Origin of the sequence: Comamonas sp. NLF-1-9 (assembly GCF_019195435.1) — a bacterium.
Taxonomy (GTDB): Bacteria; Pseudomonadota; Gammaproteobacteria; order Burkholderiales; family Burkholderiaceae_C; genus Comamonas_C.
Window position 1 is genome coordinate 1,374,238 of record NZ_CP078069.1, and the last position, 25,390, is coordinate 1,399,627.

Here is a 25,390-nt window from a genome sequence, read left to right on the forward strand (position 1 = left end):
ATGCAAAGCGCCGACATCCGGCGACGCGAAGAGCCCGAAACCCACCACCAAAGAAAGGACAAACGCCATGCTGCATTACGCACTTGTGTTCCTGATCGTCGCGCTGCTTGCCGGCTTCCTCGGGTTTTTCGGCATTGCCGGGGTCGCGGCCGAGATCGCCAAGGTCTTGTTCGTGGTCTTCCTGATTCTGTTCGTGGCGTCCTTCATCTTTGGCCGCCGGCGACCTTGACGCTCGCCCGCAACCGAATCTCCGGGCCGGCCGCACCAGGCACACCAAGCCACCCGCGGCCCGATACCCGGCATGAACCTGAAGGAGGAAACCATGAACCAGAGCAGCCCAGACGCGAGCACGATGCGGCTCGACGAGGATGCCATAGCCCGCGCCCGCGAGAACATCGACCAGGGCGCGGTCACCCCGGGCATTGCGCCCTACGCGCAAGAAATCTGCAAACTGCTGAACGACGCGCTGGCCACCGAATGGGTTTGCGTGCTGCGCTACCGGCGCCACTATTTCACCGCCAAGGGCTTGTCGTCCGAAGCGATTGCCGAGGAATTCCTCGCCCACGCCGATGAAGAGCTCGGGCATGCAGACCGCCTGGCGGCGCGCATCGTCCAGCTCGGCGGCGAGCCCATGCTCAACCCCGACACCCTGACGGCGCGCAGCCATGCGCAGTACGACGAGTCGACCGAGCTCAAGGCGATGATCCGCGCCAACCTGGTGGCCGAGCGCCTGGCGGTCGAGGTCTATCGCCAGCTCATCACCCTCGTGGCCGACAAGGACCCGACCAGCGCGCACCTGCTGCGCGACATCCTCGCCGAGGAAGAAGAACACGCCGACGAGCTCTCCGACTGGCTCGAGCGGCCCTGATTACCCAACCCGCGGCGTGCGCCCCAGGCCGCGCCGCGTATCCCCAGAAAGGAAAAAACCATGAAATTTCACCCACTTGGCCACGGCCTGATCCTGAGCGCCTGCCTCGCTCTGCCCTTTGCCGCCAGCGCGCAGGTGGCCGGCACCACGGTGCTGGGCACCACGCAATCGGTCTACGCCGCAGCCGCCAACGGCTGGAGCGTGAAGAAGGCCATTCTTGACCACGATGTCTACAACGACGACGCCAACCCCGAAGTCGTGGGCAGCGTCGAAGACATCATCATCACGCCCAAGGGCTCGGTGTCCTACGCCGTGGTCAACGCCAGCAAGTACCTGGGCCTGTCGTCCCACTACGTGCTGATCCCGGCCGAGCAGTTCCATGTGGAAAACAAGCGCATCACCCTGCCCGGCGCCACCAAGGAAGCGCTGCGCAACGTGCCCGAGTTCAAGTACAACAAGAACGCTGACGAGAAGCTCAAGTAAATCCAGGCAAGCCCCCTTGGCGCCCATACGACCTCGCGTCGCATGGGCGTCTTTTTATGTCCGCCGCAGCCGCAAACGATGCGACTGTTGCGTGCCTGGGATGCATTGGCCCGGGCTGGCTCGGCCCGGCGACAGGGTTTGCTCCAGGAGAAAGAAAGAGACGAGGAGCCGGCGCCGCGTCAGCGGCTTGCCGGCAGGCGCACCGCGGTGACTTCGATCTCGACGAGCCACTCGGGGTGGCCGAGCGCAGCGACCTGGAAGGCCGAGCGCGCCGGCAGACTGGGCTGCCCTGCGGTGCCGAAAAAGCGCGTATAGCCGCGCATGAAGCCGTCAAAATCCAGCCGCCCGCCCTGGTGGCGGTCGCCCACCAGAAAGGCCTGCATGCGCACCACGTCGCCCATGCCCAAGCCCAATTGGGAAAGCTGGGCTGAAATGCTTTGCAGCACGCCAGTGGTCTGCTCCTCCATGTTGCCGTAGCTGCCGTCCGCGCGCTGCGGCGGCACGGTGCCCGACAGATAGACAGTGGACGCACCCGCCGGCACTTCCACCGCCGACGAGATCGGGAAGTTCGCCACGGGGTGGCGCACCACCTGGCTCGGCGGCGGCGCGCTGACGCTTGCGCGCTCTGGGGCGGGCTGGGCGCAGCCGGCCAGAGCCAGCGCACAAAAAAGCAGGCTCGCGCCCGCAATGCGGCCCATCGGGGCACGCAGATCTTGTTTCATGGGAATTCCTCCTTTGTTGGAAAAGGAGCGCGCGCTGCGCTCAGTCGTAGGAACTGTGCGGATCGGGCGCCGCCTGCTTGCGCAGCTCGGACACCTGGGCGGGCGCAATCGCGTCGCCGTAGTTGTTGCCAAAGTGGGTGCGGATGTAGTTCACCACGGCGGCCACCTGCTCGTCGTTCAAGCGGTTGGCAAAAGAGGGCATGCCGTGCAGGCCGGTGATGACCACCGTCATCGGGTAGGCGCCGGCCGCCAGGCGCTGGTTGTTCGCAAGCTTGGGATAGAAGCCGTCGCCCAGAGCGCCCTGCCCTTCGGGCATGTGGCAGCCCGCGCAGACCGTGGCGTAGATCGCTTCGCCGCCCTTTTGAGTGTTCACGTCGCGCGAGGCGGAGAAGCTGTCCATCAGCTTTTGCAGCTTGGCGTCGGGCGCACTGCCGGCTTGGGCGCCCGCCGCGGACGAGGCGACCGCCCATCCCAGACCACAGGCCACGGCGCTGGCGGCGGCGGCAATTTTCAGAAAATTCTTCATGTCATTGACTCCATGTGTAGCGCGCTCAGGCACTGGCCTTGGCGTGCAGGCGCGTGATCGCATCCAGCGAGGAGAGAATCGCGCCCTCCTGCCAGGCCGGGATGTAGGACACGTGCTCGCCCGCCAGCACGATGCGCCCGTCGATTGCCGCCAGGTCGTTGTAGTGGGCGGCGCGCAGATCGTCGTTCCACAGTCCGTAGCAGCCATGGATCCAGGGCATGCGGTGCCAGGCCAGCGCCACGCCGTTGCGAAATTCCTTCTTGTATTGCGGGTGAATCCTTGAGCCCCACTCGACCGCCAGACGCACGCGTTCCTCGGGCGGCATGGCGGTGAAGCGATAGCTGTTGGTGTTTTCGTAGGTGTAGGAGCCCAGCAGCACCGCCGGGCCGCTGCTCAGATAGCCGGTAGAGGGGTAGGAGATTTGCTCGATCGGCAGGCTGGTGTAGCTGATGCCGCCGTAGATGCGCTCGTCTTCCTCCCAGAAGCGGCGGTTGAATTCCAGCCCGATCTTGACCGAGGAGCCGTAGGGCAGGCTCTGGATGGCGTCCAGCATGGGCTTGCTGACCTGGATCTCTTCGAGCTGCGAGAGGATGGATGCGGGAATGGTGCACACGCACCAGTCGGCGCGGGCCTTGAGCACATTGTCCGGGTCACTCCTGTCTTTGTAGCTGATGGTGACGCCGTCCGCGCCCTGCTCGATGCGCACCACCTGCGAGCGCAGCCGTATCACGTCCTTGAGCTCGCGCGCGAAGGCCTGGGCCAGCATGTCCATGCCGCCCTTGGGCTCGAACATCGTGGTCGCGAACTCGTGCATGTTGAAGACGCCCAGCATGCTCCATAGGTTGGTGCCGACCAGGTCCTTCAGGCCTATGGGCTGCGATGGCTGGGCCACCGGCATCAGGCCGCCGCCCGGCTCCACGGCGTAGCCGCGGGCCATGCTGGCCTGCATGTTTTTGGTGTAGCGGTATTCCTTGTCGAGAAAACCCCAGTCCTTCAGGCTGGCCAGCAGCTTTTGCGCGTCCTCACCCGAGACCGCTTCGTCCAGCGCGTTCTGGCGCACGCTCTTGGCCAGCAGCTCGGCCACGTTTCCGCGCACGTCGCTGTAGACCTCGTGCGCGCGCACCGGCTTGCCGCCGAGCTCGCCGTCGGCATGCAGGTAGGCGTTGTGGTTGAACATGTTGAAGGGCTCGATCTCCACGCCCAGCTTCTTGTAGTAGTCGAGCAGCGCCACATGGTGGTAGGGCACGCGCCAGGGGCCGGGGTTGAGGTAATTGCCCTTGGCGAACTGCACTTTCTGCACGCTGCCGTCGATTTCCTCGACGCTGTCGCCGCCGCGCAGCGTGTAGCAGCGCCCGCCGGCGCGGTCCTGGTATTCAAGGATCTGCACCTGGTAGCCGGCGCGGCGCAGCTCGTAGGCCGCGACCATGCCAGCCAGGCCCGCGCCCAGGATGACGACGGAAGCGCCTTGTTTGGCGCCTTCCAGCTTGATCGGCCCGTGGTACTGGTATTGGTCGCTCTGGGCGGCAAAGCCCAGCGTAGTCATCGCCTGGTACATCGCCGCACCGCCCGCCACCTTGCCTATGGTGGCCAGCAACTGCCGGCGGCTGAAGGGCAGGCGAGCACCCGCATGCCTCAAAGTGGTGTCGTTCATGGCTCCCGCCATCTCCATGATTTGCATTTGCTACCTCTGAATTGCATTGCCCGCTGCGGGCCTGGGGCGCCCGCCCCGCGGGGCCGAGATGGCCGAAATGGAGTGGCTGCCGGAGATTTCATTCTCGGCAGCGCAGCCGCTCGCGCTTGTAGGACTAGCGGAAGTCCGGCAGTCAGAGGGCGGCGCATTCCGGGCGCAAGCGGCGCGCGCTGCCGCTCACCGCGCAGGTGCCTGGTCGAAGCCGATCTGCTCGGCCATCCGGCGCGCGGCGCCGAGCTGGCGCGCAATCGTGGACAGGGGCGTGGCATCGGCCTTGAAGCCGCCGTGCGAGCCCAGCATGGCCTTGAGCTCGGCGTTGTCGAACTTGAACTTGCGCACCACCGGCCAGTCGTTGTTGCGGTTGGCAAACAGGTTCTGCCCCTGGGAGCTGGCCAGGTAGTTCAGGAATTCGCGCGCCTGCGCGGGGTGTTTGGCATGGCGCGCCAGCGCCGCGCCCGACACGTCCACGTGCGTGCCCCAGCTGCCTTGGTTGGGGAAGCTCACCGCCAGCGCCCGGGCCGCGTCGCGGTCGGAGCGCACGTCCGACTGCATCAGGCGCGCCAGCTCGGCCTGGCCTACCAGGGCCATCTTGCAGGTGCCGGCAAATACCGCGCGGATCTGGTCGGTGTCGCTGCCTTCGGGCGCGCGCGCAAGATTGGCCTTGACGCCGCTGAGCCAGCGCCGGGCGCTGGCGCTGTCTTCGTGCTCGATGAGCGCAGCGATCAGGCCGAGGTTGGCCGGCGTGTGCGCGCCCGCCATGCACAGCTTGCCGCGGTTGCGCTCGCTGGCCAGCTTCTGGTAGCTGTCCACGTCCGCCGCGTCCACCTGCTCGCCCTGATAGACCACGATGCGGGCATTGCGCGCAAAGCCGAACCAGGCGATGGCGCCTTGCTCGTCGGGCGCCGCGCGCAGGGCGGCGGGCACCGCATCCTGCAGCGCATCGGAGCGCAGCGGCTGCAGCAGGCCCTCGGCTTCGGCCTGCGCCAGCAGCGCGATGCCGTCGAGCAGCACCACGTCGGCGGGTGAGTCGGCGCCTTCGTTGCGCAGCGCCTCCAGCGTCGCCGCACCCGTGTTCTCGGTGCGGTTGACTTCGATCGAGCTGGTGCTGACGAAGTCGGCATAAAAGGCCTCGTCGGCCGTCTGACCACGCCCGGAATAGACGTCCAGCGTGGCGTTCTGCGCGCTGGCGGGCAGCGCCATCGCCGCGGCCATCGCGGCTAGGGCCAGAGCGCCAATCAGTTTCTTCATTGCATTTCTCCCGGATGGACAAGCAGGGCAGCCGGCGTGTGCCGACACGGCCACACGCGCGGGACGCGCGCCGCTCAGCTCTTCAGCAGCCGCAGCGCGCTGCCCTTGTGCACCGCCACGTGGTCGGTCTTGTCGCTCTTGATTTCGTATTGCGGCTCCTCGCTGCTGGCGTGGCGCTGGTAGCCCTTCCACTTGAAGTCGCTCTTGTGCACCTTGCTGATGGTGCCGCGCACCCGCCCGGCTTCCGAGTTCCAGCTCACGTGGTCGCCCGCCTGGTATTGCTTGCTCATGCTTTCCTCCTTGCATGCGGCGCGCCGGCTGTGCGCCGCCCGCCGGGCGCGCCGTTTGCCTCGGCTGGCGCGCCCTGGCGGCGGGGCACTCGCCCGTGCCGCTGGCTTCATGCTAGGCAGCGCAACGGGGAGCGGACATCGGCTGCCGGCGCGCGAGCGCGTCGGCCAAGAGAGCACCCATGTGTCGGACATCACCTACAGAAAGACGAATGCAACAAGCAACTGGTGCGGCCAATGGAACACAAAAAGTGTATGCAATTTCTGTGTTCACGCGATATCATGGAACGCATGGACACCCCCGCCTCCACCACCGCGGTGATCGTCGAGAGCCTGACGCGCGCCATCGTCGAGCACCGCCTGCTGCCTGGCACCAAGCTGGCCGAGCAAAAGCTCGCCGACCACTTCGGCGTGTCGCGCACGCTGGTGCGCCAGGCGCTGTTCCAGCTGGCGCAAAACCGCCTGATTCGCCTGGAGCCGGCGCGTGGCGCCTTCGTTGCCACCCCTTCGGTGCAGGAGGCGCGCCAGGTGTTTGCGGTGCGCCGCATGCTGGAGCTGGCCACGGTGCGCGCCTTCATGGCAGCGAGCACGCCGGCCAAGATCCGTGCGCTCAAGAAGCACATGGAGGCCGAGCGCAAGGCCATGCAAGGCCAGGACGTGAGCGAGCGCACCCAGTTGCTGGGCGACTTTCACGTGCAGATCGCCACGCTCATGGGCAATGCGGTGCTGGCTCAGTTGCTGGGCGAGCTGATCTCGCGCTGCGCGCTGATCACGCTGATGTACCAGAGCAGTACCGCGGCCGAACACTCGCACGCCGAGCACGAAGCCATCTACGGCGCCATCGTCTCCGGCGACGAAGCCGCAGCGGTGCAGCTGATGCAGGAACACCTGGACAACGTCGAGGCCGGACTGATGTTCGAGCGCGACCTGCCCACCAACGACCTCTCCATGGCGCTGAGCGCCACCAACCCATGAGTGCTTGCTACGACACCACCGCGCCCTACCCGCGCGACCTCACCGGCTACGGCCGCAACCCTCCGCACCCGCACTGGCCGGGGCAGGCGCGCATTGCGGTTTCCTTCGTGCTCAACTACGAGGAAGGCGGCGAAAACTGCGTGCTGCACGGCGACGCCGGCAGCGAGCAGTTCCTCTCCGAACTGTTCAACCCCGCGGCCTACCCGGCGCGGCACATGAGCATGGAGAGCATCTACGAATACGGCTCGCGCGCCGGCGTCTGGCGCATCCTGCGCGAGTTTGAAAAGCGCGGGCTGGCGCTCACCGTCTATGGCATCGCCACCGCCCTGCAAAAGCACCGCGAGCTGGCGCAGGCCTTTGACGAACTCGGCCATGAGGTCGCCTGCCACGGCTTGCGCTGGATCCACTACCAGGACGTGCCCGAGGCCGTGGAGCGCGAGCACATGCGCCAGTGCCTGGAAATCTTTGACCAGCTCTACGGCGGCAAGGGCGACCACGCGCTGGGCTGGTACACCGGGCGCGACAGCCCCAACACCCACCGCCTGGTGGCCGATGCCGGGCGCTTCACCTACGACGCCGACTACTACGGCGACGACCTGCCCTTCTGGATGAAGCTAGCCAAAACGGATGGCAGCGTGGTGCAGCAGCTCGTCGTGCCCTACACGCTGGACGTGAACGACATGCGCTTTGGCCTGCCCCAGGGCTTTTCGCACGCCGAACCCTTCTTTCAATACATGCGCGATGCCTTCGACGTGCTCTACGCCGAAGGCGACCCCCAAGGTCTGAACGCGCCCAAGATGATGACCATCGGCCTGCACTGCCGCATGGTCGGGCGCCCGGGGCGCTTTGTCGCACTGCAGAAATTCCTCGACCACATCGCCCGCCACGAGGGCGTGTGGGTCTGTCGGCGCATAGACCTGGCGCGCCACTGGGCGCGGCAATTCCCCGCGGGTTCTTGAGCCAAATCAGGCTCCAGCCCTTGCCACACAAGCGCCAACAGCTCTCTTTTCGATAGGAAACACCATGCCTTTGACGCTGGACGAGATCAACACCGCGCCGCTGGCCGACGCGCCGCGCCTGCTGGACGGCATTTACGAGCACTCCCCCTGGGTCGCCGAAGAGGCCATGACCCAGCGCCCCTTCGCCACGCTGGCCCAGCTCAAGTGGGCCCTGGTGCAGGCGGTGCAGGAAGCGGGGGTCGAGGCGCAGCTCGCCCTGATCCGCGCCCACCCCGAGCTCGCCGGCAAGGCCATGGTGAGCCGGACCTTGACGGCCGAATCGACCCAGGAGCAGAACAAGGCCGGGCTGACCGACTGCACGCCCGACGAGTTCGCACGCATCCAGCAGCTCAACGCCGACTACAACGCGCGCTTCGGCTTTCCCTTCATCCTCGCGGTGCGCGGGCCGCGCGGCACGGGTCTTGCCAAGCAGCAGATCATCGACACCTTCGGGCGGCGCCTGGCCAACCACCCGGACTTCGAGCGCGCCGAAGCGCTGCGCAACATCCATCGCATCGCCGAAATCCGCCTGAACGAGAAGTTCGGCCAGGAGCCGAGCCTGGGCAACGAGGTCTGGGACTGGCACGAACGCCTGGCGCGGCACAGCGACCCGGGCCACGCCGAAAAAGGCCAGCTCACCGTCACCTACCTCACCGATGCCCACCGCGCCTGCGCGCAACGCATCAGCCACTGGATGCGCGAGAGCGGCTTTGACGAGGTGCAGATCGACGCCGTGGGCAACGTTGTCGGCCGCTACCATCCGGCGCAGGCCGGGCGCGCCGACAGCGCAAGCGCCGCTGCCGCCGAAGAAGCCGCAGAGCGCAAGGAAGGCGACGCAGCCAACGACGCGACCGGCGCCGCCCCGGCCCGCTACCTGCTGACCGGCAGCCACTACGACACGGTGCGCAACGGCGGCAAGTACGACGGGCGCCTGGGCATCTTCGTGCCCATGGCCTGCGTGCAAGAGCTGCACCGCGCGGGCAAGCGTCTGCCCTTTGGCATCGAAGTGGTGGCGTTTGCCGAAGAGGAAGGCCAGCGCTACAAGGCGACCTTTCTCGGCTCCGGAGCGCTGGTGGGCGCGTTCGATCCGGCCTGGCTCGATCAAGAGGACGCCGAGGGCATCACCATGCGCAAGGCGATGGAAGACGCCGGCCTGTGCATTGCCGACATCCCCAAGCTCAAGCGCGACCCGGCCGATTACCTGGGCTACGTCGAGGTGCACATCGAGCAAGGCCCGGTGCTCAATGAAATGGGCTTGCCGCTGGCGGTGGTCACCAGCATCAACGCCAGCAGCCGCTACCGCTGCAGCATCCTCGGCATGGCCAGCCACGCCGGCACCACGCCGATGAAGCGCCGGCGCGACGCGGCCGCGGCCGCCGCCGAGCTGCTCGTCTACATGGAGCAGCGCGCCACGCAAGACGGCGACAGCGTGGCCACCATGGGCATGCTGCAAGTGCCCGACGGCTCGGTCAACGTAGTGCCCGGGCGCTGCGAATTCAGCCTGGATCTGCGCGCCCCGAGCGACACCCAGCGCGACGCGCTGGTAGCCGACGTGCTGCAAAAGCTCAATGAAATCTGCCAGCGCCGCGGCCTGCAGTACGTGGCCGAGCGCAGCATGCAGGCCAGCTGCGCCCCGAGCGACGCGGCGCTGCAGGCGCACTGGGAGGCGGCCGTGGCAAAGCTCGGCCTGCCGGTGCATCGCATGCCCAGCGGCGCGGGGCACGACGCGATGAAGATCCACCAGATTCTGCCCCAGGCCATGCTCTTCGTGCGTGGCGAGAACAACGGCATCAGCCACAACCCGCTGGAATCCACCACCGCCGACGACATGCAGCTCGCGGTGCAGGCTTTCAGCGAGGTATTGCAGCAACTTGCACAGGAACACCCATGAGTAGCGACTACGAACAACTCGACGCCTGGATCGACGCGCACTTCGACGAGCAGGTGCGCTTTCTGCAGGAACTGGTGCGCGTGCCCACCGACACGCCGCCGGGCAACAACGCCGCGCACGCCGAGCGCACCGCCGAGCTCATCGCGGCCTGGGGCTTCGAAGCCGAAAAGCACGCCGTGCCCGAGCAGCAGGTGCGCGACTACGGCATGCAGAGCATCACCAACCTCATCGTGCGCCGGCCCTACGGCCCGGGCGGCATCACGCTGGCGCTCAACGCCCACGGCGACGTGGTGCCGCCGGGCGAAGGCTGGAAGCACGACCCCTACGGCGCCGAGATCGAAGACGGCAAGCTCTACGGCCGCGCCGCCGCGGTCAGCAAGAGCGACTTTTCCACCTTCAGCTTTGCGCTGCGCGCGCTCGAAGCGGTAGCGCGCCCGAGCAAGGGCAGCATCGAGCTGCACTTCACCTACGACGAGGAGTTTGGCGGGCTGCTCGGCCCCGGCTGGCTGCTCTCGCAAGGCCTGACCAAGCCCGACCTGATGATCGCCGCGGGCTTTTCCTACGAAGTCGTCACCGCGCACAACGGCTGTCTGCAGCTGGAGGTCACCATCCAGGGGCGCATGGCGCACGCCGCAGTGCCAAACACCGGCGTGGACGCGCTGCAGGCAGCGGTCTTCGTCATGAATGCGCTGTACGCGGAAAACAGTGCCTACCAGGCGGTGAGCTCCAAGGTCAAGGGCATCAGCCATCCCTACCTCAACATCGGGCGCATCGAGGGCGGCACCAACACCAACGTGATTCCCGGCAAGGTGGTGCTCAAGCTCGACCGGCGCATGATCCCGGAGGAAAACCCGGCCAAGGTCGAAGCCAGGCTGCACAAGGTGATTCAGGACGCCACGCGCCACTTCAACCGCTGGCGCGGCGTCAAGGGCGCGGACGCGGTGACGAGCGATGTGCGCCGCATCCTGCTGGCGCGCGCGATGACGCCGCTGCCCGGCAACCAGCCGCTGGTCGGCGCGCTGCAAAGGCACGCACAAGCCGTCTTTGGCCAGATACCGCCCGCCGTGGGCACGCCGCTGTACACCGACGTGCGGCTCTATGGCGAGCACGGCATCCCCGGCGTGATCTACGGCGCCGGCCCGCGCACCGTGCTCGAGAGCCACGCCAAGCGCAGCGACGAACGCATCGATCTGGAAGACCTGCGCCGCGCAACCAAGGTGCTGGCGCGCGCCCTGGCCGATCTCATGGCCTGAACCAGCAGCCCGCCCTACGCGAACGCGGCGCGGGCGTCAAGCCCGTGCAAGCGATAGTGTTCATGCGTACTGGTTTGTATACACTTTTTGTATGTACTTCTTCTGACCGGCCTTGCAGGAGCCCCGCATGCGCGACACTACCCATCCCGTTGATGAAGTCCTGCCCTGGGGGCAGACCATAGCCCTGGGCCTGCAACACGTGCTGGTGATGTACGCAGGCGCGGTGGCCGTGCCCCTGATCGTGGGGCGGGCGCTGAACCTCACGCCCGAGCAGGTGGCGCATCTGATCTCGGCCGACCTCTTCGTCTGCGGGCTGGTGACGCTGATCCAGGCGGGCGGCGCCACCCAGTGGTTTGGCATCAAGCTGCCGGTGATGATGGGCGTGACCTTTGCCGCCGTCGCGCCCATGGTGTCCATGGCGCAGACCACGGGCGGGCCCTACGGCGCGGGACTGATTTTCGGCTCGGTCATAGGCGCGGGTGTGGTCGCGATCGTGATCGCGCCGCTGATGAGCCGCATGCTGCGCTTCTTTCCGCCCGTGGTCACTGGCACCATCATTGCGGTGATCGGCATCAGCCTGATGCGCATAGGCATCAACTGGATCTTCGGCAACCCGGTCGGCCCCACCGCGCCGGCCATCGCCAACCCCGACCACATCAAGTGGCTGCAGGAGCTGCAGGCCGCCGTCAGCGCGCCGGGCTCTTCACTGCCCGCCGTGCCCAAGGGCTTCGCGGTGCTGCCCACGCTGCCCAACCCCAGGTACGCCGACCTGACCGGCGTGGGCATCTCCGCCCTGGTGCTGCTCACCATCTTGCTGGTGGCGCGGTTTGGCAAGGGCTTTGTGGCCAACATCTCGGTGCTCATAGGCATCATCGTCGGCGGCGTGGTCACCGCGGCGATGGGTTTGATGGAGTTTTCCAAGGTCGGCAAGGCCGCGTGGTTCGATCTGGTGCTGCCGTTTCAGATCGCCTACCCGGTGTTCGACCCCATCCTGATCCTCACCATGTCGCTGGTGATGATCGTGGTGCTGATCGAATCGACCGGCATGTTCCTGGCGCTGGGCGAGATGACGGGCAAGCACGTTGCGCCCGAGGACCTCAAGCGCGGCTTGCGCACCGACGGCCTGGGCACCGTGATCGGCGGCATTTTCAGCACCTTCCCCTACACCAGCTTTTCGCAGAACGTCGGGCTGGTGGCCGTGACCGGCATCAAGAGCCGCTGGGTCTGCGTGGCGGGCGGGGTCATCATGATCGTCTTCGGCATCGTGCCCAAGATGGGCGCACTCGTCGAATCCCTGCCCACGGTGGTGCTGGGCGGCGCGGGCCTGGTGATGTTCGGCATGGTCGCCGCCACCGGCATACGCATCCTGGCGGGCGTGGATTTTCACCACAACCGCAACAACGCCATCATCGTCGCGATTTCCATAGGCGTGGGCATGATTCCGCTGGTTGCGCCGAACTTCCGCCAGTGGATGCCCCACGCCATCCATCCGCTGATCGAATCGGGCATCCTGCTCGCGTCGGTCTGCGCCGTGGCCCTGAACCTGTTTTTCAACGGCGCGCGCGAAGACAGCTCCGCCGCAGCCCACGCCAGCATGCAAACCGGCGCGCATTGAAGCGGCGCGCCGCACGGCGTGCAGACCCTGGCAGCACCCCTGTTTGCAGTAAGCTCGACGCGCAACTCTCCACCATCGGGTGCCCCATGAGCAAGTCTCTCTCCCCCGCCGAAGCCGCCCTGCGCGAGGCCGCGCTCGACTACCACCGCAGCCCGCTGCGCGGCAAGGTTTCGGTCACGCCGACCAAGCCGCTGGTGAACCAGCGCGACCTGTCGCTGGCCTATTCGCCGGGCGTCGCCTACCCCTGCCTGGACATCCACGCCGACCCGGCCAAGGCCTACGACTACACCTCGCGCGGCAACCTCGTGGCGGTGGTCACCAACGGCACGGCGGTGCTCGGCCTGGGCGACATCGGCCCGCTGGCGGGCAAGCCGGTCATGGAGGGCAAGGGCTGCCTGTTCAAGAAGTTCGCCGGCGTCGATGTGTTCGACATCGAGCTGGCCGAGCGCGACCCGGACAAGCTCGTCGAGATCATCGCGGCGCTCGAACCCACGGTGGGCGGCATCAACCTGGAGGATATCAAGGCGCCCGAGTGCTTCTACATCGAGCAGGAGCTCTCACGGCGCATGAACATCCCGGTGTTCCATGACGACCAGCATGGCACCGCCATCATCTCCAGCGCCGCGCTCATCAATGCGCTGGAGCTCGTGGGCAAGGACATCGGCGAGGTCAAGCTCGCCGTCTCCGGCGCCGGGGCAGCGGCCATCGCCTGCGTCAACGTGATGATCGGCCTGGGGCTCAAGCGCGAAAACATCTACATGTGCGACTCCAAGGGCGTGATCCACCACGAGCGCGAGAACCTCGACCCGTCCAAGGCGCAGTTCGTGCGCACCACCGATGCGCGCACCCTCGCCCACGCGGTCGAGGGCGCAGACGTGTTCCTCGGCTGCTCGGCGCCCGGCGTACTCAGCGCAGAGATGCTCAAGACCATGGCCGACAAGCCCATCGTCCTGGCGCTGGCCAACCCCGAGCCCGAAATCCGCCCCGAGCTCGCCAAGGCGGTGCGCCCGGACTGCATCATCGCCACCGGCCGCTCGGACTATCCCAACCAGGTCAACAACGTCTTGTGCTTCCCCTACATCTTCCGCGGCGCGCTGGACTGCGGCGCCACGCGCATCACCGAGGAGATGAAGCTCGCCTGCGTGCGCGAGATCGCGGCGCTGGCCAAGGCCGAGCTGTCGGCCGAAGTCGCCGCCGCCTACCAGGGCAAGGAGATGCACTTCGGCCCGGACTACCTCATCCCCACGCCGTTTGACGTGCGCCTGATCCTGCGCATCGCCCCGGCGGTGGCGCGCGCCGCCGAGCTCTCGGGCGTGGCCACGCGCCCCATCCCGGACTACGCCGCCTATCGCGAGAGCCTCACGCGCTTCGTCTACCAGACCAGCATGTTCATGCGCCCCGTGTTCTCCGCCGCCAAGGCCAGGCCGCAGCGCGTGGCCTACGCCGAGGGCGAGGACGAACGCGTGCTGCGCGCCGCCCAGTTCGCCATCGACGACGGGCTGGCCAAACCGATACTGATAGGCCGTCCCGCCGTCATCCAGGCGCGCATCGAGCGCAACGACCTGCGCCTGCAGCCCGGCGTGAACGTGGAGATCTGCAACCCCGAGGACGACCCGCGCTTTCGCCAGTACTGGGAGGCCTACCACAAGCTCATGGGGCGCCACGGCGTCACGCCCGAAACCGCCAAGGCTTCGGTGCGCCGCTCCAACACGCTGATCGCCGCGCTCATGGTGCACCTGGGCGACGCCGACGGCATGCTCTGCGGCTTGGTGGGCAAGTTCGACAACCACCTGGCGCATCTGCGCGGCGTGCTCGGTCTGCAGGACGAAGCGCATGAACTGGCCACCGTGAACGCTGTGGTCATGGGCGGCAACACCTTGTTCATTGCCGACACCTACATCACCGACGAGCCCAGCGCCGAGCAGCTCGCCACCATCGCGCTGCGCACCGCCGAAGAGGTACAGCGCTTTGGCCTGCCGCCCAAGGTAGCCTTCCTGTCGCACTCCAACTTCGGCTCGTCCACGCGCCCCAGCGCACTCAAGATGCGCCGCGCGCGCGAGCTCTTCGGCAAGATGGCGCCGCACATCGAGTGCGACGGCGAGATGCACGGCGACTCCGCCCTGTCCGAGGCCATACGCAGCCGCACGCTGCTGGACTCCACCTTGTCGGGCACGGCCAACGTGCTGATCTGCCCCAACCTGGACGCGGCCAACATCCTGTTCAACGTGCTCAAGACCACCGACGGCCACGGCACCACGATAGGCCCCATCTTGCTGGGCTGCGCTGCGCCCGCGCACGTGCTCACGCCCTCTTCCACGGTGCGCCGCGTGGTCAACATGACGGCGCTGGTCGCGGCCAACGCCGCCTCGCGCAAGCCACACTGAACCCGATCCGAGAAAGCCGCTGCACCATGACCGACCCCAAAGACCAGAGCGTCGTCTACGGCACCAAGGATGTACTGATCAGCCTGTGCAATTCCGTCACCCGCGTGCTCTCCGTGGCCACCCAGGGCACGGTGCGCTACTCGGGCATGGTGCAGCGCATCAGCAAGACATGCCTCAAGCCCGACATCGGCTGCTTCGTGCTGTTCAACGGCGGCTTCTCGGGCCTGGTGGTCATCAACTTCTCGGCCGCCGCAGCGATGGAGATCTACCAGAGCTACATGCTGAGCATGGGCATGTCGCAAAGCGATCTGGCTCCGGCCTACACCTCGGACGAAGTCGCCAACGTCATGGGTGAACTCATGAACCAGGTGGTGGGCGACTTCACCAGCGCCATCCAGCGCGAGCTGCAGACGCGCATCACGCAAAACCAGCCCAAGATGCTGGTGCTCAACCAGCAGGTGGTGCTGAGCGTGGACGCCAACCTGGACCAGCCCGAAGCGCGGCGCGTGAGCTTCTACACCGCCAAGAACAACATCTTCTACCTGGAGATGGCGATGGACCACACCCAGTTCATCAAGCTCTACGACTTCGAACCCCAGGAAGCGCCCGACCCCGACGCTCTCATGACCCAGGCCGGAGCCCAGCCGGGCGCCGCAACCGCGCCCGCTGGCGGCAATGGCGGTTCCGACATGGACGATCTGCTCAAGTCGCTGGGCATGTAGCGGCCGCTAAAATGGCCAGCCCGCCGCGCGCAAACCCCGGCGGCGCGGCAGCGGGAAGGGTGGCAGAGTGGTCGATTGCACCGGTCTTGAAAACCGGCGACGCGCAAGCGTCCGTGGGTTCGAATCCCACCCCTTCCGCCAGCAATGAAATCGGCTGCAAACGCATACCCTGTCTGCGCTAGCAGCTATCAAATTTCTATTACTGCACTATGCCCCGCGCACGCAGCGCGGCGATCTGCTCCGGCGTGATCCCCAGCTCCGACAGCACCCGGTCGGTGTCTTCCCCCAGATGCGGCGCGCTGCTGCGCACACGCCCCGGCGTGGCCGAGAGCTTGGGCACCACGCCGGGCACCTGCACGCTGTAGCCGTCGCGCGTGGCTTGCTGCAGCAGCATCTCGCGCGCACGGTAGTGCGGGTCTTCGGCAATGTCCCTGGCGGTGTAGACCTTGCCGGCGGGCACACGCGCTTCGCCCATGGCCTGCACCACCGCGTCCACGCTGCGCGTGCGCGTCCAGTCGGCGATCGCGCCGTCGATCTCTGCCACGCGCGCCACGCGCCCGGGGTTGCTCGCCAGGTCGGGCGCGTCGGCCAGGTCTTGCCGGCCTATGGCGACCATCAGGCGCTTGAAGATGCTGTCGCCATTGCCGGCCACCAGCACCCAACCGTCCTCGCAGGGGTAGGCATTGCTCGGCGCAATGCCGGGCAGCGCGCTGCCGCCGGGCTGGCGTACCACGCCAAAGGCGTCGTACTCGGGAATCAGGCTTTCCATGCAGTTGAATACCGCCTCGTACAGCGCCACGTCGATCACCTGCCCCGGCCCGCCGTGCGCCTTGCGGTGGTAGAGCGCCATCAAAATGCCGATCACGCCGTGCAGCGCCGCCAGCGTGTCGCCTATCGATACACCCACGCGCACCGGCACCCGCCCCGGCTCGGCCGTGAGATGGCGCAGGCCGCCCATGGCTTCGCCGATCAGGCCAAAACCGGGCAAATCACGGTAGGGGCCGCTCTGGCCGTAGCCGGAAATGCGCAGAATCACCAGGCCGGGGTTGGCCGCCTGCAGCACCTCGGGCGCCATGCCCCAGGCTTCCAGCGTGCCGGGGCGAAAGTTCTCGATCAGCACGTCGGCCTCGGCCAGAAGCTGGCGCGCAATCTCCTGGCCTTCAGCCTGGCGCAGGTCGAGCGCCACCGACTGCTTGTTGCGCGACTGCACCTGCCACCACACCGAAGTGCCTTGCTTGAGCAGGCGCCAGCCGCGCAGCGGGTCGCCGCCGCCGGTGGCCTCGATCTTGATCACCTCGGCGCCAAAGTCGCCCAGGGTCTTGCCGCAAAAGGGCCCGGCGATCAATTGCCCCATCTCTATCACGCGCAGGCCGGCAAGCGGCAGTGGCGCGGCGTTGTTGTCTGACATGCGGATAGCGCTTCTCGTGTTCGACCGGCTGGCGACATTACCATTTCCGCATGGCCGAGCGTTGGGACATCTTCTGCCGCGTGGTGGACAACTGGGGCGACATTGGCGTGTGCTGGCGCCTGGCGAGCGCGCTGGCGGGCGAAGGCCTGCAGGTGCGCCTGTGGATCGACGACGCCAGCGCCCTCACCTGGATGGCGCCCGCCGGCTGCCCCGGCGTGCAGGTCTGCCCCTGGCCTGCGGCCGCACCGGCAGACGGCCCGGCGCAGGTGGTGCTGGAAACCTTTGGCTGCGAGCTGCCACCCGCCTATGTCGGCGCCATGGCCGCGATGGCGCGCCCGCCGGTCTGGGTCAACCTCGAATACCTGAGCGCCGAAGACTACGTGCAGCGCAGCCACCGCCTGCCCTCGCCCATCTTCAGCGGTCCGGGCGCGGGGCTCACGCGCTGGTACTTCTACCCGGGTTTCAGCGTGCATACCGGCGGCCTGCTGCGCGAACGCGATCTGCGCCAACGCCAGCAGGCCTTTGAGCGCAGCGCCTGGCGCCGGCGCCATGGCATTGCCGAGGGGCAGATGGCCGTCAGCCTCTTTTGCTACGAGCCGCCAGCGCTCGGCGCCTGGCTGCAGACCTTGGCCGGCAGCGGGCGCGCGCACCTGCTGCTCACGCCCGGGCGTGCGAGCGCGGCCTTTGCGCGCTCGCAGGCCGGGCAGAGCGCGCGGCCCGACGGCCAGCTTGCAGTCACGCACCTGCCCACATGCAGCCAGAGCGAATTCGACGAACTGCTCTGGGCCAGCGACTTCAACTGCGTGCGCGGTGAAGATTCGCTGGTGCGTGCGCTCTGGGCCGGCAAGCCGCTGCTGTGGCAGATCTACCCGCAAGACGACGGTGCACACCACGCCAAGCTCGATGCCTTCCTCGACTGGCTGCAGGCGCCCGCATCGCTGCGCCGCCTGCACCACGCCTGGAACGGCATGGCGGCGCCCGCCTCGCTGCCAAGTCCCGGGGACGCCGTGCTGTATCGCGAGTGGAGCGACTGCGTGCTCAGGGCGCGCGAGCGGCTGTGGGCCCAGCCCGATCTGCTGAGCGAGCTGCGCCGTTTCGTCGACGAAAAAAGCTAGAATGGCGGTCTTTGCGCCCGGCTGCCGCCCTCTGCTGCGAGCCCCGGGCGCCCCCGCCGGCTCCATGGCCCCGGGCTCGTAAAGGCCGCAGGCGCGGCCCGCCCGGACCCTGGAGCGGCCCCACACTCTGGACACCGCAAGCCCATGAAAATCGCTCAGGAAATCCGCGCAGGCAACGTGATCATGCAGGGCAAAGACCCGATGATCGTTCTGAAAACCGAATACGCCCGAGGCGGGCGCGGCGCCTCGACGGTGCGCATGAAGCTCAAGGGTCTGCTCACCAACACCGGCACCGAAGTCGTCTTTCGCGCCGACGACAAGATGGACAACGTGATCCTGGACAAGAAGGAATGCACGTATTCCTACTTCGCCGATCCGATGTACGTCTGGATGGACGCCGAATACAACCAGTACGAGGTGGAAGCCGGCAACATGGGCGACGCCATCAACTACCTGGAAGACGGCATGAGCGCCGAAGTCGTCTTCTACGAAGGCAAGGCCATTTCGGTGGAAGTGCCCACCAGCGTCGAGCGCGAGATCACCTGGACCGAACCCGGCGTGAAGGGCGATACCTCGGGCAAGGTACTCAAGCCCGCGAAGATCGCCACCGGCTTCGAGGTCGCGGTGCCGCTGTTCGTCAACCAGGGCGACCGCATCGAGATCGACACCCGCACCGGCGAGTACCGCAAGCGCGTCTGACGCGCGCGCGGCTGCGACAGCCATTTGCACGAAAGGCCTCTGGCGCTGCGGCGCGAGAGGCCTTTTTCGTGTCTGCCGGCTCAGGCGCTCGGTGACTCGCCTGCAGCGTCCTGCTCGGCCGCCTCTTGCGCGAGTGCGCTCACCCGGCGCAGCTCGACGCGCGCGACCAGGCCGCCGCCGGCCTTGGCATCGGCGTTCGAGATGGAAAAACTTCCTCCCATGCGCCGCACCGTCTTGTCCACGATGGACAAGCCCAGCCCCGCGCCCGCCGCCGCAGTGCGCGCCGCATCGCCGCGGAAAAAAGGCTGGATCAGGCTGGCAATCTGCTGCTGCGGCACGCCGCTGCCGTGGTCGCGCAGTTGCAACACCGCCCACTCGCCGGCGCCGCGGGCGGTAACTTCAAGCTGGGTGACCTCATCGCCCGGCGTCTTGCCATAGCGCCGCGCGTTCTCCAGCAGATTGGAGATCACCCGGGCCAGCTCGATCTCGTCGGCCATGACGTTGAGGTCCTTGGGCACGTCGGTGCTGATCTGCATCTGCCCGTCGTCGCGCAGAGCGTGCACGCAAGTAGTCACCACCACATGCAGGTTCACCGTGGCCAGCGCCGCCGAGTCGGGGCGGGCGTAATCCAGAAACTTGTCTATCGTGGCGTCGAGCTGGGCGATGTCTTCCACCATGTGGGTGCGCGCCACCTGGTCGTCCACGCTCATCTCGGTTTCCAGGCGCAGGCGCGCCAGCGGCGTGCGCAGGTCGTGGGAGATGCCGGCCAGCATCACCGCGCGGTCCTGGTCGAGTTTGGCAAGCATTTGCGCCATGCGGTTGAAGCCGATGTTGACTTCGCGCACCTCGCTGGTGACCGCGCCTTCGTCGAGCATGCTGGCGGCAAAGTCGCCGCGGCGCACCCGGTTGGTGGCGCGCGAGAGCTGCTTGAGCGGTCGGTTGATGAGCCGCGCAATCATCGCCGCGCCAGCGAGCGACAGCATGACCGAGGTGGCCAGCCAGATCAGCCAGGTGCCGCCGCCGGCCACCGACAGCCGTGAGCTGTCCAGCAGCAGCCAGTTGGGGTCGCCATTGATGGTGAAACCCACCCACAGACCCGGCTCGCCATTGACCTGGCTCGCGACGATGGTGCCGGGGCCCAGACGCTGCGTGAGCTCCACGCTCAGGCGCTGCGCCAGTGGGGAAGGCGGCAGCAGGTCAAAGCGGTCGCCCGGCTCGCGCGGCAACAGGCGCACGCCTTCCTGGTCGGCCATGGCCTTGATCAGCGCCACGCGCGCAATCGCGTCCGAATGCGTCAGCGCTGCGCGGCTCAGATTGACCAGCGAGGCAATCTGCTGCGCCGCCTGCACCGTGCGCGGCTCGAACTCCAGCGCACGCAGCGTCTGCAGCCACACCAGGATGCTGCCCACGAGCAGCACCATCAGCAGGAAAAAGGTGCGCCAGAAAAGGTTCAGGCCGACGCGTCGGCGCACGGTCGAGCGGCGCTCAACGTGCGTTGCGCCCTGGCTGTCGGCAAAAGAGGAATCGGGCTCCGCGCTCATCAACGGCAGGCGCATGCGCCCTCAGTTGCCGCCATCGGGCACGAAGACATAGCCTACGCCCCAGACGGTCTGGATGAAGCGCGGCGAAGCCGCATCCAGCTCCACCAGTTTGCGCAGGCGTGAAATCTGCACGTCCAGGCTGCGGTCAAAGGGTTCGAACTCGCGCCCGCGCGCCAGCAGCGCAAGCTTTTCGCGCGACAGCGGCTGGCGCGGATGGCGCACCAGCGCCTTGAGCATTGCGAATTCGCCGGTGGTCAGCGGCAGCTCTTCGCCGTTCTTTTGCAGCGCGCGCGTGCCCAGGTCGAAGGTGAATGGGCCGAAGTTCACGACCTCGTTCTCGCCCGAGGGTGCGCCCGGCGCTTCCTGCGGCGGGCGCCGGCGCAGCACCGCATGGATGCGGGCGAGCAGCTCGCGCGGGTTGAAGGGCTTGCCGATGTAGTCGTCCGCGCCCACTTCCAGGCCGACGATGCGGTCGACATCTTCGCCCTTGGCGGTGAGCATGATGATGGGCGTGCGGTCGTGCGCGGCGCGCAAGCGCCGGCAAATGGACAGGCCGTCCTCGCCCGGCATCATCAGGTCGAGCACGATCAGGTCTGCCGTCTCGCGCAGCAGCAGACGATTGAGCGCCTTGCCGTCTTCCGCGACCAGCACTTCAAAACCTTCCTGCGTCAGGTAGCGGCGCAGCAGGTCGCGGATGCGCGCGTCGTCGTCCACGACGAGGATCTTGTCGGTGCGATTCGTGCCTGGGTTCATGCGTGGGCCTCCCGCCATTTGTAACAACGCCGGATTCTGACCCCTAACGCCGGCAAAATCCGGTGTGCCGGCGCAAGTCTGACCCACTGTTACAGGTGTTGCGTCTTCGCCGGCCGCGCGCTGGCGCCGCGCCAGCGCTCATTGCGCGGCCCAGCCGCCGTCCATGTTCCAGGCCGCTCCGCGCACGTTGTCGGCGGCCGGCGAGCAGAAAAACACGGCCAGCTCGCCCAGCTGCTCGGGCGTAGTGAACTGCATCGAGGGCTCTTTCTCGCCCAGCAGCCGCTTCTTGGCGTCTTCGTTGGACAGGCCGTGTTCGGCCGCCTTGGCATCCACCTGGCGCTGCACCAGCGGCGTGAGCACCCATCCCGGGCAGATCGCATTGCAGGTCACGCCGCTCGTGGCGGTCTCCAGGGCAACGACCTTGGTCAGGCCGACGATGCCGTGTTTTGCTGCCACATAGGCCGATTTTTGCGCCGATGCCACCAGGCCGTGCACCGAGGCGATATTGATGATGCGCCCCCAATCGCTGGCGAGCATGGCCGGCAGTGCCAGCCGCGTGGTGTGAAAGGCGCTGGAGAGGTTGACCGCGAGGATCGCGTCCCAGCGCTCTGGCGCAAAGTCCTGGATGGCACTCACATGCTGGATGCCGGCGTTGTTCACCAGAATGTCCACTTGGCCGAACTCGCTCGCCGCCTGGCGCATCATCTCTTCGATCTGCTCGGGGCGGCCCATGTCGGCGCCGTGGTAGTCCACCTTGATGCCGGCTGCCTGGCCGGCCTGCAGCACCTGGGCGCGCGGCCCGTCCACATCGCCAAAGCCGTTGAGCACGATGTTTGCACCCTGGCGGGCCAGCGCGGTGGCAATCCCCAATCCTATGCCACTCGTGGAGCCGGTGACGAGCGCGGTTTTACCCTTGAGCATGACAAAATCTCCGAATCAACTAGGATGCAACGCAGGCATTATCAGCCGTTGCAAGGCCGCATGAACACCTCCTCCGAGCCCACGCTGCGCCACGTTTTCTGCCCCGGCGCGCCCGCCCGCAAGGCCGAGCACGGGCACCGCATGGCCTACTGGCAATGGGGTGCAAGCGGGCAGCCGCAGCACCCGCACGTCATCGTCTGCGTGCATGGGCTCTCGCGCCAGGGGCGCGACTTCGATACCCTGGCGCGGGCGCTGGCGCCGCACGCACGCGTGGTCTGTCCCGACGTGGCAGGCCGCGGCGAAAGCGACTGGCTGGCCAACCCCGAGGACTACCAGATCCCGCTCTACGCGGCCGACATGCTCGCGCTGCTCGCGCAGCTGCACGGCGAAGGGCCGATCGCCCGGCTGGACTGGGTAGGCACCAGCATGGGCGGACTGATCGGCATGGTGCTCGCGGGCCAGCAGGACGTGGCGCTGCCCAGCCCGGTGCGCCGGCTGGTGCTCAACGACGTAGGCCCCGCCCTTCCGTGGGAGGCGCTGCAGCGCATAGGCCAGTACCTGGGCGCGCCGGTGCGCTTTGCGAACGAGCAGCAGGCGGCCGACGCGCTCTGGGCAATTTCCAGCAGCTTTGGTCCGCACACCCCCGAGCAGTGGCTGGCGCTGAGCCGCCCCATGCTGCGCCCCGCGCCCGAAGGCGGCTTGCGGCTGCACTACGACCCGGCCATCGCCCAGCCGTTCAAGGCCCTCACGCCCGAGCTCGCGCAGCAGGGCGAGGCATTGATGTGGCAGCTCTACGAGCAGATCAGCGCCCAGGTGTTGCTGCTGCGCGGCAAGGATTCCGACCTGTTGTCGCCGGCAGTAGCGCATGCGATGGGCGAGCGCGGCCCGCGGGCGCGGCTGGTGGAGTTCGCCGGCGTGGGCCACGCGCCCACGCTGGTGGCGCCGCAGCAGGTGCACGTGGTGAGCGAGTTTCTTCTTGGCCCCGAGCTCGAGTCGCACGCATGAAAGCCGCCGCTGCCAACGCCCATGCCAGAGCGGGCAACGGCGCCGAGCCACTGCCCCACCTGATCGCCGCCACCTCCGAAGGGCTGGCCGATCTGGACCTGCATCCGCATGAAGCGCTGGTGCGCGCGCGCGCCTTTGCCGAGCCCCTGCTGCGCGGCGAAACCCTGGATTCGGGGGAGAACACGCTTGAGCACGCCGACGCGGTGGCGCGCATCCTGCGCGAGCTGGGCAGCTCGGAGACCATGCAGGCGGCCATTTATCTGGTGCATACCTGCTTGCACCTGACGCGGCCCGAAGAGGTGATTGCCAAGGCCTTCAGCCCCAACTTTGCGCAGCTGGCGGTGGAGACCACCAAACTCATGCGCGTGCAGCGCCAGGCCCGCGAGGCGCATGCCACGCGCCGGCAGATCGATGCCACCCAGGTACAGACCGAGAACGTGCGCAAGATGCTGCTGGCCTTCTCGCGCGACCTGCGCGTGGTGCTGCTGCGCCTGGCTTCGCGCCTGCAGACCATGCGTTTTCATGCGGGCACGCACCAGCCCGCCTCCCCCGCAATGGCGCTCGAAACCCTGCAGGTTTTCGCACCGCTGGCCAATCGTCTGGGCATCTGGCAGCTCAAGTGGGAACTCGAAGACCTGGCATTTCGCGAGCTCGAGCCTGAAACCTACCGCGACGTGGCCCGGCTGCTCGATGAAAAGCGCACCGAACGCGAAGCCTTCGTTGAGCAGTTGCGCGCCCAGTTGCAAGAGCAGCTGCAGCGCCAGGGCGTGCAGGCCAAGGTGTCCGGGCGGCCCAAACACATCTACAGCATCGTCAAGAAGATGCGCGGCAAGTCGCTGCCTTTCGATCAGGTGTACGACTTGCACGCGCTGCGCGTGATCGTGCCCAGCGTCAAGGACTGCTATGCCGCGCTCAGCTGGGTGCACAGCCAGTACCAGTCCATCGAGGCGGAGTTCGACGACTACATCGCCAAGCCCAAGCCCAATGGCTACCAGTCGCTGCATACCGTGGTGCGCGACAAGGACGCACGCGCGATCGAGATCCAGATCCGCTCGCAGGCCATGCACGACCACGCCGAAAGCGGCGTGGCCGCGCACTGGGCTTACAAGGAAGCCGGCACCAAGGGCTATGGCGGCGTGAGCGCTGCCAGCGACTACGACGCCAAGATCGCCGTGCTGCGCCAGCTGCTGGCCTGGGAGCGCGACCTCGCGGGCAGCGCCAGCCACAGCAGCCTGTTCGAAGACCGCATCTATGTACTGACGCCCAACGCTGCGGTGATCGAGCTGCCCCAGGGCGCGACGCCGGTGGACTTCGCCTACTCGGTGCACACCAGCGTGGGCCACCGCTGCCGCGGCGCCAAGGTCGACGGCGCCATGGTGCCGCTGAACACCGCGCTGCAAAACGGGCAGACGGTGGAGATCATCACCGTCAAGGAAGGGCGCCCCTCGCGCGACTGGCTCAACCCCGAGCTCGGTTATCTCACCAGCGCGCGCGCCAAGGCCAAGGTGCGTGCCTGGTTCAATGCCGAGCAGCTCGAAGGCACGATCGCGCGCGGGCGCGAACTGGTGGAAAAGCTGCTGCAGCGCGAGGGCAAGACCGCGATCAAGCACGACGATCTGGCCGCGCAACTGGGCTTCAAGAGCGCCAGCGCGCTGTTCGAGGTGGTCGGCAAGGACGAACTGTCGCTGCGCGCGATCGAACAACTGCTGCACCCGCAACCGGCGGCCCCCGCGGGCGAAGCAGATGCACCGGCGCGCAAAAAGCAACGCGCCAGCGACGACGCCGCCAAGAGCGCGGTGCTGGTGGTGGGCCTGGGCTCGCTCATGACGCAGTTGGCCAAATGCTGCAAGCCGGCGCCTCCCGACAGCATTCGCGGCTTCGTCACGCGCGGCAAGGGGGTGAGCGTGCACCGTTCGGACTGCAGCAATTTCCGCGAGCTCGCGGCGCGCCACGAAGAGCGCGTGATCGAAGTCGCCTGGGGCGGCGAGCCCGGCCCCGCGGCCGAGGTCTACCCTGTTGACTTGGCCATCGAAGCGGCAGACCGCCAGGGTTTGCTGCGCGACATCTCCGACGTCTTCACGCGCGAGAAGATCAACGTCATCGGCGTGCAGACGCAAAGCGTCAAGGACACCGCCTGGATGACCTTCACCGTGCAAATCACCAGCGCCGAGCGCCTGAACAAGGTGCTGGGCATCCTCGCCGCGGTAACCGGCGTGCGCTCCGCACGAAGGCGCTGACGGACGCGGTTGGGCCCGGTTTTCTTGCTAGAATCGCGCTCTTCGGTAG

Annotated in this window: 23 protein-coding genes and 1 tRNA gene; 15 read left to right on the forward strand and 9 right to left on the reverse strand. The window is 67.2% G+C overall.

The features are described from left to right. The first annotated feature begins 67 nt into the window (after positions 1-67). From KUD94_RS06715 to KUD94_RS06725, 3 genes are all read left to right on the forward strand, one after another. Positions 68-229: a DUF1328 domain-containing protein gene (locus KUD94_RS06715; RefSeq protein ID WP_218239011.1), complete on the forward strand. Its 162-nt coding sequence runs from the start codon at positions 68-70 to the stop codon at positions 227-229. A gap of 93 nt (positions 230-322) precedes the next feature. After that, a complete protein-coding gene (locus KUD94_RS06720; RefSeq protein WP_218239012.1) occupies positions 323-868 on the forward strand; it encodes a ferritin-like domain-containing protein in 546 nt (181 codons plus the stop codon). Positions 869-928: 60 nt separating this feature from the next. Then, positions 929-1,351: a PRC-barrel domain-containing protein gene (locus tag KUD94_RS06725; protein ID WP_218239013.1), complete on the forward strand. Its 423-nt coding sequence runs from the start codon at positions 929-931 to the stop codon at positions 1,349-1,351. Between the two features lie 179 nt (positions 1,352-1,530). Here the strand turns inward: KUD94_RS06725 and KUD94_RS06730 are convergent, their stop codons facing one another. The 5 genes from KUD94_RS06730 to KUD94_RS06750 all read right to left on the reverse strand — a co-directional run bounded on the left by KUD94_RS06730 (position 1,531) and on the right by KUD94_RS06750 (position 5,827). After that, complete coding sequence (locus KUD94_RS06730; RefSeq protein WP_255569147.1) at positions 1,531-2,073, reverse strand: RidA family protein; 543 nt, start codon at positions 2,071-2,073, stop codon at positions 1,531-1,533. A gap of 40 nt (positions 2,074-2,113) precedes the next feature. Continuing rightward, entirely contained in the window at positions 2,114-2,599 is a 486-nt protein-coding gene (locus KUD94_RS06735; RefSeq protein WP_218239014.1) for a cytochrome c, read from the reverse strand. A gap of 25 nt (positions 2,600-2,624) precedes the next feature. Continuing rightward, positions 2,625-4,250 (reverse strand): flavin monoamine oxidase family protein, encoded by a 1,626-nt coding sequence (locus KUD94_RS06740; RefSeq protein ID WP_218239016.1) that lies wholly within the window; start codon positions 4,248-4,250, stop codon positions 2,625-2,627. A 216-nt stretch (positions 4,251-4,466) separates the two neighbouring features. Continuing rightward, complete coding sequence (locus KUD94_RS06745) at positions 4,467-5,537, reverse strand: extracellular solute-binding protein (RefSeq protein WP_218239018.1); 1,071 nt, start codon at positions 5,535-5,537, stop codon at positions 4,467-4,469. A gap of 74 nt (positions 5,538-5,611) precedes the next feature. Next, positions 5,612-5,827 (reverse strand): DUF2945 domain-containing protein, encoded by a 216-nt coding sequence (locus tag KUD94_RS06750; protein WP_218239019.1) that lies wholly within the window; start codon positions 5,825-5,827, stop codon positions 5,612-5,614. Positions 5,828-6,115: 288 nt separating this feature from the next. On the opposite strand from KUD94_RS06750, the gene KUD94_RS06755 reads away from it, so the two are divergent. The 8 genes from KUD94_RS06755 to KUD94_RS06790 all read left to right on the forward strand — a co-directional run bounded on the left by KUD94_RS06755 (position 6,116) and on the right by KUD94_RS06790 (position 15,803). Beyond that, the gene (locus KUD94_RS06755; RefSeq protein ID WP_218239020.1) at positions 6,116-6,799 is read left to right on the forward strand and encodes a GntR family transcriptional regulator; all 684 of its coding nucleotides are present in this window, start codon (positions 6,116-6,118) and stop codon (positions 6,797-6,799) included. After that, positions 6,796-7,758, forward strand: a complete 963-nt coding sequence (puuE, locus tag KUD94_RS06760; protein WP_218239021.1) for an allantoinase PuuE — start codon at positions 6,796-6,798, stop codon at positions 7,756-7,758. The genes KUD94_RS06755 and puuE overlap by 4 nt, the downstream gene beginning before the upstream one ends. Positions 7,759-7,822: 64 nt before the next feature. Then, a complete protein-coding gene (gene uraD / locus KUD94_RS06765) occupies positions 7,823-9,688 on the forward strand; it encodes a 2-oxo-4-hydroxy-4-carboxy-5-ureidoimidazoline decarboxylase (protein WP_218239022.1) in 1,866 nt (621 codons plus the stop codon). Further along, positions 9,685-10,941, forward strand: a complete 1,257-nt coding sequence (locus KUD94_RS06770) for a M20/M25/M40 family metallo-hydrolase (RefSeq protein ID WP_218239023.1) — start codon at positions 9,685-9,687, stop codon at positions 10,939-10,941. Before uraD ends, KUD94_RS06770 begins: the two co-directional genes overlap by 4 nt. Positions 10,942-11,068: 127 nt before the next feature. Continuing rightward, positions 11,069-12,556, forward strand: a complete 1,488-nt coding sequence (locus tag KUD94_RS06775; RefSeq protein ID WP_218239024.1) for a nucleobase:cation symporter-2 family protein — start codon at positions 11,069-11,071, stop codon at positions 12,554-12,556. Between the two features lie 86 nt (positions 12,557-12,642). Then, the gene (locus tag KUD94_RS06780; RefSeq protein WP_218239025.1) at positions 12,643-14,940 is read left to right on the forward strand and encodes an NADP-dependent malic enzyme; all 2,298 of its coding nucleotides are present in this window, start codon (positions 12,643-12,645) and stop codon (positions 14,938-14,940) included. Positions 14,941-14,966: 26 nt separating this feature from the next. Further along, a complete protein-coding gene (locus KUD94_RS06785; protein ID WP_218239026.1) occupies positions 14,967-15,662 on the forward strand; it encodes a DUF3334 family protein in 696 nt (231 codons plus the stop codon). 53 nt (positions 15,663-15,715) lie between these two features. Next, positions 15,716-15,803: transfer RNA gene (locus tag KUD94_RS06790), tRNA-Ser, on the forward strand. Between the two features lie 58 nt (positions 15,804-15,861). On the opposite strand, the gene KUD94_RS06795 is transcribed toward KUD94_RS06790, so the two are convergent. Next, positions 15,862-17,070, reverse strand: coding sequence for a CaiB/BaiF CoA-transferase family protein (locus KUD94_RS06795; RefSeq protein ID WP_218239028.1), 1,209 nt, complete (start codon positions 17,068-17,070; stop codon positions 15,862-15,864). A gap of 50 nt (positions 17,071-17,120) precedes the next feature. On the opposite strand from KUD94_RS06795, the gene earP reads away from it, so the two are divergent. Continuing rightward, on the forward strand, positions 17,121-18,185 hold the full coding sequence (earP, locus tag KUD94_RS06800) for an elongation factor P maturation arginine rhamnosyltransferase EarP (RefSeq protein ID WP_218239031.1): 1,065 nt from the start codon (positions 17,121-17,123) through the stop codon (positions 18,183-18,185). A gap of 144 nt (positions 18,186-18,329) precedes the next feature. Beyond that, complete coding sequence (gene efp / locus KUD94_RS06805; protein WP_218239032.1) at positions 18,330-18,884, forward strand: elongation factor P; 555 nt, start codon at positions 18,330-18,332, stop codon at positions 18,882-18,884. An 80-nt stretch (positions 18,885-18,964) separates the two neighbouring features. Here efp and KUD94_RS06810 read toward each other — a convergent pair whose 3' ends face one another. The 3 genes from KUD94_RS06810 to KUD94_RS06820 all read right to left on the reverse strand — a co-directional run bounded on the left by KUD94_RS06810 (position 18,965) and on the right by KUD94_RS06820 (position 22,099). Next, positions 18,965-20,425 (reverse strand): sensor histidine kinase, encoded by a 1,461-nt coding sequence (locus KUD94_RS06810; RefSeq protein ID WP_218239214.1) that lies wholly within the window; start codon positions 20,423-20,425, stop codon positions 18,965-18,967. A gap of 21 nt (positions 20,426-20,446) precedes the next feature. Then, the gene (gene ompR, locus KUD94_RS06815; protein ID WP_218239033.1) at positions 20,447-21,178 is read right to left on the reverse strand and encodes a two-component system response regulator OmpR; all 732 of its coding nucleotides are present in this window, start codon (positions 21,176-21,178) and stop codon (positions 20,447-20,449) included. Between the two features lie 138 nt (positions 21,179-21,316). Then, positions 21,317-22,099: a 3-hydroxybutyrate dehydrogenase gene (locus KUD94_RS06820; protein ID WP_218239034.1), complete on the reverse strand. Its 783-nt coding sequence runs from the start codon at positions 22,097-22,099 to the stop codon at positions 21,317-21,319. A 60-nt stretch (positions 22,100-22,159) separates the two neighbouring features. Here KUD94_RS06820 and KUD94_RS06825 point away from each other — a divergent pair, with 60 nt between their 5' ends. Then, positions 22,160-23,104: an alpha/beta fold hydrolase gene (locus tag KUD94_RS06825; RefSeq protein WP_255569149.1), complete on the forward strand. Its 945-nt coding sequence runs from the start codon at positions 22,160-22,162 to the stop codon at positions 23,102-23,104. Continuing rightward, the gene (locus KUD94_RS06830) at positions 23,101-25,341 is read left to right on the forward strand and encodes a bifunctional (p)ppGpp synthetase/guanosine-3',5'-bis(diphosphate) 3'-pyrophosphohydrolase (RefSeq protein WP_218239035.1); all 2,241 of its coding nucleotides are present in this window, start codon (positions 23,101-23,103) and stop codon (positions 25,339-25,341) included. The genes KUD94_RS06825 and KUD94_RS06830 overlap by 4 nt, the downstream gene beginning before the upstream one ends. The last annotated feature ends 49 nt before the right edge of the window (positions 25,342-25,390 follow it).